The sequence below is a fragment of the Streptacidiphilus anmyonensis genome, assembly GCF_000787855.1.
Taxonomy (GTDB): Bacteria; Actinomycetota; Actinomycetes; order Streptomycetales; family Streptomycetaceae; genus Streptacidiphilus; species Streptacidiphilus anmyonensis.
This window is the reverse complement of record NZ_BBPQ01000043.1, coordinates 59,062-66,273: the sequence shown is the minus strand read 5'-3', so window position 1 is coordinate 66,273 and position 7,212 is coordinate 59,062. Positions and strand designations below refer to the sequence as shown.

Genomic DNA, 7,212 nt, shown 5'->3' with positions numbered 1-7,212 from the left:
GGGCGGGGACGGCGCGGGGTGGCGCCGTTCCGGTCGGGGTCGCGGGGAGGCTGGGGCATGGTTCGGTCGCTCCGTCAGTGGCCGGACGGGGTCGGGTGGGACGGGTGCCCGGCGGTGTGCGCGCTCGCGCGCCCCACCGGGCTGCCCGCGGCGTGCGGGGCGACGGCGTGACCCGCGACGGACTGGGCGGTGGAGGATTGGGCGGAGGACGGCGAGGCGGAGGCGGACGGCGAGGCCGACGCCGAGGGGGAGGCCGACGCGGACGTGGTCGGCGTCGCCGGAGGCGACGGGAGCGGGCTCGGTGCGGCCGGGAGGCGGCTCGGGCTGCCGAGGATCCTGCCGTTGTCGGTGACGAAGGCCGGGTTGCCCGCGGGGACCATGCCGAGCTGCCGGGCCCGCGCGGCCAGCGCGTCCGGCGCGGACCAACCGTCGATCTGCTGCTGCAACCCTTGCTGCTCGTTCGTCAGCTCCGTCGTCTGCCGCTGCAGCTTCTGCACCGTGAACGAGTCCTGGCTCAGCGCCGTGTTCAGCATCAGCAGCGCGACCATGCCGCCCGCGAGCAGCACCATCACCAGCGCCGCGAACGGCCCGCGGCCGGCCCGCCTGCCCGCGCCCGGCCCCGGACGGGCGATCCGGCCCGCACGGTTCAAGCCCCTCCCGACAGCCACCTCGCGCTCCCCTCGATGCTCTGTCCCCAGATCCCGCGTGCCCGCCTCAGCGACCGGACCGTTCGCGGATCCGCTCCGCCGCCCGCATCCGCACCGGCTTGGCGCGGCGGTTCTCCGCGACCTCCTCCTCCGTCGGCAGCTCCGCGCCGCGGGTCAGCAGCTTGAAGCGCGGCTGGTGCTCCTCCGGCACGACCGGCAGGCCCGGCGGCGCGGTGGAGGCCGCCCCCTCCGCCAGGTAGCCCTTGACGAGCTTGTCCTCCAGCGAGTGGTAGGAGAGCACGACGATCCGGCCGCCGACCGCCAGGGCGTCGAGCGCCGCCGGGATGGCCCGCTCCAGCACCGACAGCTCCCCGTTGACCTCGATCCGCAGCGCCTGGAAGGTGCGCTTGGCGGGGTTCCCGCCGGTCCTGCGCGTCGCCGCGGGGATCGCGTTGCGCACCAACTCCACAAGACGCGCGCTGGTGGTGAACGGTTCCTTCTCCCGCTCCCGCAGGATGACCGAGGCGATCTTCCCGGCGAACCGCTCCTCGCCGTAGACCTTGAGGATGCGGGCGAGTTCGCCATGCGAGTAGGTGTTCAGCACCTCGGCCGCGCTGATGCCGACGGTCTGGTCCATCCGCATGTCCAGCGGCGCGTCCTGCGCGTAGGCGAAGCCGCGGTCGGCCTCGTCCAACTGCATGCTGGAGACGCCGAGATCGAAGAGGATGCCCTGGATCGCGGGGATGCCGAGGCGCTCCAGCACCTCGGGCAGCTCGTCGTAGACGGCGTGCACCAGCGTCGCGCGGTCGCCGAAGGGCGCGAGCCGCTCGCCGGCCAGCCGCAGCGCGGCCGGGTCACGGTCGATCGCGACCAGGCGGGCCTCGGGGAACTCGCGCAGCAGCGCCTCGCTGTGGCCGCCGAGGCCGAGCGTGGTGTCGACGACGACGGAGCCGGGCGCGGCCAGCGCCGGGGCCAGCACCTCCAGGGTGCGCCGGAGCAGTACCGGGACGTGCTTCGCGTTGTCCGCGGCGGAGCTCATCGGGGGCCTCTCTAACCTGTGGCCCGCACCGACTGGTCCCCGCCCGCTCGCCCGATGGGGCGGTGCCCTCGGAAGCGGAGCCCTCTGGCGCCGGGGAAGGGGCGTCAGCGGGCGGCCTCGCGCGGGGCCGAGCGGGTGGAGGCCGGACGGTACGGGCCCTCGAACGCGCTGTCTGCGCTGGTGGATCTGTGGTGTTCGCGTGGGTGGGACGGGGACGGAGCGTCTCAGCTGACACTCCCTCGACGTCGCGTCACTCTACTCCACGGCACCCCCCGGTCAATCGAACGCCACGGCCTGCGCCACGTCCGGGTGAAGAGGGAAACCGCTGGTCAGCGGTGAGGGCGACGACGACCGGGGGCGCGGGCCGGAGCCGGGCGCGCCCCTCCCCCGGCAGGGGGCTGCCGCCGGAAGGCGAAACCGGCCCGCGGCCCTGCGATTCTCATGATCTTTACGGCAAATCGGCCCTAGTCAGCCAGTCGAGTGACGCAAACGCGGCGCACAGGGAACAATGCCTTTCGAGCGGGCCCGCCGACGGGACTTGGCAGGCCCGGCAAACGGGGATCCCGCGGCCGCAGGCCGCCGGGTGGACGGACGGGCCGAGGAGCTGCCGGGTGACGACCTACGACAACCGCTTCGACGATCTCAGCAGAGTCGACCGGCACGGATCGGCCGGGCAGACCCCGCCGCAGTCCGTCGCTCCGGGCGCGGGCCTCGCCGAGCTCGACGCGGTGGTGGGGCGCATCCGCGCCTCCGTGGAGAGCGTGCTGGAGGGCAAGCCCGAGGCGGTCCAGCTGGCGCTGACGGTGCTGCTGGCCGAGGGCCACCTGCTCATCGAGGACGTGCCCGGCGTCGGCAAGACCATGCTGGCCAAGGCGCTGGCCCGGTCCATCGACTGCACCGTGCGGCGCATCCAGTTCACCCCGGACCTGCTGCCCTCCGACATCACCGGCTCGGGCGTCTTCGACCAGCACCGGCGCGAGTTCGAGTTCAAGCCGGGCGCGATCTTCGCGCAGATCGTGGTCGGCGACGAGATCAACCGCGCCTCGCCGAAGACCCAGTCCGCGCTGCTGGAGTCGATGGAGGAGCGCCAGGTCACCGTCGACGGCGTCAGCTACCAGCTGCCCGCGCCGTTCATGGTCGTGGCGACGCAGAACCCGATCGAGATGGAGGGCACCTATCCCCTCCCCGAGGCGCAGCGCGACCGCTTCATGGCCCGGATCTCCATCGGCTACCCGAGCCCCGACGCCGAGTTGCAGATGTTGGACGTGCACGGCGGCGCCGACCCGCTCGCACAGCTCCAGCCCGTCGCGCACACCGACGACGTGCTGAAGCTGATCGAGGTGGTCCGCAAGGTCCACGTCGTCGACGACCTGCGCCGCTACGCCGTCGCCCTGGTCTCCGCCACCCGCAACAGCTCCGAGCTGCGGCTCGGCGCCTCGCCCCGGGCCACGCTGCACCTGCTGCGGGCCGCCCGCGCGGCCGCCGCGCTGGACGGGCGCGAGTACGTCATCCCCGACGACCTGCAGCGGCTCGCCGTGCCGGTGCTCGCGCACCGCGTGCTGCCGACCGCGGAGACCCAGCTCGGCCGACGCACGGCCGAGGACGTCGTGCGGGACCTCGTGCGCAGCGTCCCGATCCCGCAGCTCGCCGCGAGGGGGCGCTGAGCCGTGCCGTCAAGGCCCGCACAGCCGTACGGGAGGCGCGAACCGGGCGCCGTGCGGCTGGCCCTGCACGGGCTGACCACCCGGGGCCGCTGCTTCCTCGCGGCCGGACTGACCGCGGTGCTCTGCGCCTACCTGCTCGGGCAGTTCGCCCTGCTCCAGGTGGGCCTGCTGCTGACGGCGCTGCCGGTGGGCAGCGTGGCCATGCTGGTGCGCACGCGCTACCGGGTGGCCAGCGGACGGTCGCTGACGCCCGCGCGCACTCCGGCCGGTCAGGAGGCGCGGGTCAGCCTGCGCGTCGACAACGTCTCCCGGGTGCGCACCGGACTGCTGATGCTGGAGGACCGGGTGCCGTACGTGCTCGGCCCCCGGCCGCGCTTCGTGCTGGACCGGATCGAGCCGCGCGGCTTCCGCGAGGTCTCCTACCGGGTCCGCTCCGACCTGCGCGGACGCTATCCGCTGGGCCCGCTGCAACTGCGGCTCGGCGACCCCTTCGGCCTGTGCGAGCTGACCCGTTCGTTCACCGCGGCGGACCTGCTCACCGTCGTGCCGCAGGTGCAGACGCTGCCGGCGGTCAAGCTGGTCGGTGAGTGGTCCGGCTTCGGCGACAGCCACGCCCGCGCGGTCGCGCTGGCCGGCGAGGACGACGTGGTGCCGCGCGAGTACCGGCACGGCGACGACCTTCGCCGGGTGCACTGGCGCTCCACCGCCAAGTACGGCGAGTTGATGGTGCGCCGCGAGGAGCAGCCGCTGCGCCACCACGCCACGGTGCTGCTGGACACCCGCGACCGCGGTCACCGCGGCTCGGGCCCGGCGTCGTCGTTCGAGTGGGCGGTCAGCGCCGCGGCCTCCGTGGCGCTGCACCTGCTCGACCGCGGTTACGAGGTACGGCTGCTCACCGACACCGGGGCGCAGCGCACGGCCTCCGGCTCCCCCGCCTCCGCCGGGGCCGGCTACGCCGGCGGCGGGGCGACCGAGGCGGCGGGACTGATGCTGGACCAGCTCGCGGTGGTCGAACTGTCCGACGGCGCGGGCCTGTCCCGGGCGGAGGACGTGCTGCGCCTCGGCGGCGAGGGCCTGCTCGTCGCGATCCTGGGCGCGCTCGACGACGAGCAGTTGGCCGAACTCTCCCGGCTGCGCCGCCGCACCGGCTCCGCGGTCGCGCTGCTGCTCGACACCGACAGCTGGACCCTGCTCCGCGGCCTCGGCGCCGCCAACGGGGCGGGCGCCGCAGGCGGCCAGGCGAACGACGGCGACGGCGACGGCGCGGGGAACGGCGTCGGCAACGGCGCGGACGGCCACCCGGCCGCGGAGGAGGCAGGCGGCCGCGAGCGGCACGAGCGCCTGCTGCGGCAGGCCGGCTGGCGCGTGCTGCCAGCCCGCAGCGGCGACGCGCTGCCGGAGCTGTGGCGGCTGCTGGCCCACAGCGGCGCGGCGTCGGGGCGACCGACGACGGTGCCGGGGGCCACGACGAACGGGGGATCGTGACATGAACGGGCGCACCCGGATCGCGGTCTCCGCCGTGACCGCCACCGTGCTCACCGCGCTGTGCCTGTGGCCGCTGGTCCAGCCGAGCAGCTGGATCGTGGAGGCCGCCTTCCTGCTGGCGCTCGTCGCCGCCGCCGGGGCGGGCGCACGGCGGCTCGCGCTGCCGCGCCCGCTGACGGTGCTGCTCCAGCTGTTCGTCGCGTTCCTGCTGGTCACCTTCTTCTTCGCGGGCGACCAGGCGTGGGGGCGGTTCATCCCCGGGCCGCAGGCCATGCGGCAGTTGGGCGCGGAGCTGAGCTCGGGCCTGGACGACATGTCCCACTTCTCCTCGCCCGCGCCCGCGACGGTCGGCCTCCGGCTGCTGCTGACCCTGACCGTGCTCGGCATCGGCCTGCTGGTCGACGCCATCGCGGTGACCTACCAGCGGGTCGCGCTGTCCGGACTGCCGCTGCTGGCCCTGTACGCGGTGGGCACCGGCATCCATCCGAGCGGGCCCGTCTGGTTCTACTTCCTGCTCGCCGCCTTCGGCTACCTGACGCTGCTGACCGCCGAGGGCCGTGACCGCGTCGCCCGCTGGGGGCGGGTCTTCCACGGCAACCCCGGCTCCTACGACGGCGCCAACCCGCTGACCTCCTCCGCGCTGCGGCTCGCCACGCTGGCGGCGATCGGCGGACTGCTGCTGCCGATCGTGCTGCCCTCGGTCGGCTCCGGCGTCGTCGCCGGGCTCGGCCACGGCGTGGGCTCCGGCAACGGCGGCGGCGTCATCACCGCCGTCAACCCGCTGGCCTCGCTGGCCCAGAGCCTCCAGCAGACCACCCCGGAGCCGGTGCTCAGCTACACCACCGACTCCCCCGACCCGGGCGACCAGTACCTGCGCATCGTCGACCTGGACCAGTTCAACGGCGTCTCCTGGACCACCAGCACCCACCGGGCCGTCTCGCTGCCGAAGACCCTCGGCGCCCCCGGCGAGCTGAAGTCCGGCGTGCCGTCCACCCAGGTCACCACCAAGATCGTCACCCAGGACGGCTACGAGCAGCAGTGGCTGCCGATGCCCTACCCGGCCGTGAACCTGTCCGTGCAGGGCGACTGGCGCTGGGAACCCGAGGGCCGCACCGTGATCGGCGCGGACGGCCAGACCGCCTCCGGCCTCGCCTACCAGGTGGGCAGCCTCGCGCTGACGCCGTCGCCGGACGCCCTGCGCCAGGCCGCACCGGCCCCGGCCGACATACGCCGGGTCTACACGGCCCTGCCCAAGAACCTTCCGGCCGTCGTCGCCTCGACCGCCAGGTCGGTGACGGCGTCCGCGACAGACGACTTCGACCGGGCCGTACTGCTCCAGGACTGGTTCTCGGTGCGGGGCGGGTTCAGCTACAACACCGACGTCCCGGTGAGCGACAGCCCCGACGCGCTGGCCCAGTTCCTGGCCCGCAAGCAGGGCTTCTGCGTCCACTTCGCCTCGGCGATGGCGGCCATGGCCCGCTCGCTGGGCATCCCGGCCCGGGTCGTGGTCGGGTTCACCCCCGGCACCCAGGGCACCGACGGGTCCTGGCTGGTGACCACCCACGACGCGCACGCCTGGCCGGAGCTGTACTTCTCCGGCGTGGGCTGGCTCCGCTTCGAGCCGACCCCGCGCCAGGGCATCGTCCCGCCCGGCTACAGCACCCAGACCACCACGCCCAGCAACGCCCCCGCCCCGGCGGCGAGCGCCACCGCGGGCGCCCAGCCGACCGGCAGCGCACGCAACCAGAAGGGCTGCTCGCTGGCCGCACGGCACCTGGGCGACTGCGGACCGGAGGCCGCGCTCGGCGCGAGCCCGGCGTCGTCGGAGCTGACGCCGTCCTCACCGCTGCTGCTGGCGGCCTGGTCGCTGGCCGGTCTGCTGCTCGCCGTCCTGCTGGCGCCGATGCTCTGGCGCGGCCGCACCCGAAGGGCCCGGCTGCGCCGCGGACCGTCGGGGCTGACCGACCAGCAGGTGCTGGCGGCGTGGCGGGAGATGGTCGACACCGCCTGGGACCACGGCATCCCGCCGAACGAGGCGGACACCCCGCGCGGCGCCGCGGCCCGGATCAGCGAGCTCGGCGGGCTCGGCCCCGGGCCGAGCGCGGCGGCCGGCCGTCTCGCGCTGGCCACCGAGCAGGTCCTGTACGCGCCGGTCGTCTCCACGCCGCTGTCGCTGCGCCAGGACGTGCGGGAGGTCCGCGAGGGGCTGTCCGCCGCCTCCGACCGCCGCACCCGGGTGCGCGCGGTGGTGCTGCCGCCGTCCTCGTCGAGCCTGCTGCGCGCCCTGCCGCGCCGGGCCAGGGCGGCCGTCGCGGGCTGGGCGCGCGACAGGGCCGCAGCCCTGCGGCGCAGGCTGCGGCCCCGGTCGTGAACCAGC

5 protein-coding genes are annotated in these 7,212 nt (G+C 74.9%); 3 read left to right on the top strand and 2 right to left on the bottom strand.

Annotated elements, in window-relative coordinates:
- Nucleotides 1–74 precede the first annotated feature (74 nt).
- Together ftsL and rsmH are read right to left on the bottom strand one after the other, a co-directional pair.
- Entirely contained in the window at nucleotides 75–650 is a 576-nt protein-coding gene (gene ftsL, locus TR50_RS28920; protein ID WP_052441447.1) for a cell division protein FtsL, read from the bottom strand.
- A gap of 64 nt (nucleotides 651–714) precedes the next feature.
- On the bottom strand, nucleotides 715–1,686 hold the full coding sequence (gene rsmH, locus TR50_RS28915) for a 16S rRNA (cytosine(1402)-N(4))-methyltransferase RsmH (RefSeq protein ID WP_042428533.1): 972 nt from the start codon (nucleotides 1,684–1,686) through the stop codon (nucleotides 715–717).
- Nucleotides 1,687–2,297: 611 nt separating this feature from the next.
- Between rsmH and TR50_RS45955 the strand changes: the two genes are divergently transcribed.
- From TR50_RS45955 to TR50_RS28900, 3 genes are read left to right on the top strand one after another with little or no spacing between them, the layout of a single operon-like run.
- A complete protein-coding gene (locus TR50_RS45955) occupies nucleotides 2,298–3,350 on the top strand; it encodes an AAA family ATPase (protein WP_169790441.1) in 1,053 nt (350 codons plus the stop codon).
- Between the two features lie 3 nt (nucleotides 3,351–3,353).
- Complete coding sequence (locus tag TR50_RS45950; RefSeq protein ID WP_042428530.1) at nucleotides 3,354–4,835, top strand: DUF58 domain-containing protein; 1,482 nt, start codon at nucleotides 3,354–3,356, stop codon at nucleotides 4,833–4,835.
- 1 nt (nucleotide 4,836) lies between these two features.
- Nucleotides 4,837–7,206, top strand: coding sequence for a transglutaminase TgpA family protein (locus tag TR50_RS28900; RefSeq protein ID WP_042428526.1), 2,370 nt, complete (start codon nucleotides 4,837–4,839; stop codon nucleotides 7,204–7,206).
- Nucleotides 7,207–7,212 lie beyond the last annotated feature (6 nt).

What these genes read in the sequence shown, in the direction of transcription:
- rsmH (WP_042428533.1), bottom strand. Translation starts at nt 1,686, where the DNA reads ATGAGCTCCGCCGCGGACAACGCGAAGCACGTCCCGGTACTGCTCCGG.
- TR50_RS28900 (WP_042428526.1), top strand. Translation starts at nt 4,837, where the DNA reads ATGAACGGGCGCACCCGGATCGCGGTCTCCGCCGTGACCGCCACCGTG.